This is a genomic window from Gardnerella coleohominis, from assembly GCF_002896555.1.
GTDB classification, from domain to species: domain Bacteria; phylum Actinomycetota; class Actinomycetes; order Actinomycetales; family Bifidobacteriaceae; genus Bifidobacterium; species Bifidobacterium vaginale_F.
In genome coordinates this window covers 1-353 of sequence record NZ_MNLH01000042.1, presented here as the reverse complement: position 1 = coordinate 353, position 353 = coordinate 1, and the positions used below count along the sequence as shown (strand labels likewise).

Below are 353 nucleotides of genomic sequence, written 5' to 3'. Positions count from 1 at the left end.
GTTGAATCTGTTAAATCTCTTTGCCAACGGCTTTCAGTAAGAGTTGCGCAAAGAGTATCGAATAATGCGCATGAGATTTCAAGATTTGCTTCCGCATTTTCAAAGCGGATTGGATTAACTTTATGAGGCATAGTAGATGATCCTGTCGCGCCCATCCTGCTGTTGCATTGCCTTTGCGCAATCTTTGTATAAACGCGACTGTTACAGATTCTTGTCCATTTAAAAATAGCTTAGAAAATTCTGCGTTTGATTCTTCTAATGAAGTTTCTTTAGATAACCAGAATGCAAATACTAATAATGCAGATAATCAGAATGCGGATAGTCAAAATATTGACGATAGTGTTGTACTATGT

1 protein-coding gene and 1 pseudogene are annotated in these 353 nt (G+C 37.1%); one reads left to right on the top strand and one right to left on the bottom strand.

The window, feature by feature from the left end:
* Positions 1 to 152: pseudogene (locus BFS05_RS06640) on the bottom strand (lyase family protein); the annotation flags it as partial.
* Positions 153 to 167: 15 nt separating this feature from the next.
* Between BFS05_RS06640 and BFS05_RS06635 the strand changes: the two are divergent.
* Positions 168 to 353 (top strand): hypothetical protein (locus BFS05_RS06635; protein ID WP_146026749.1); only part of this gene is annotated, 186 nt, incomplete at its 3' end.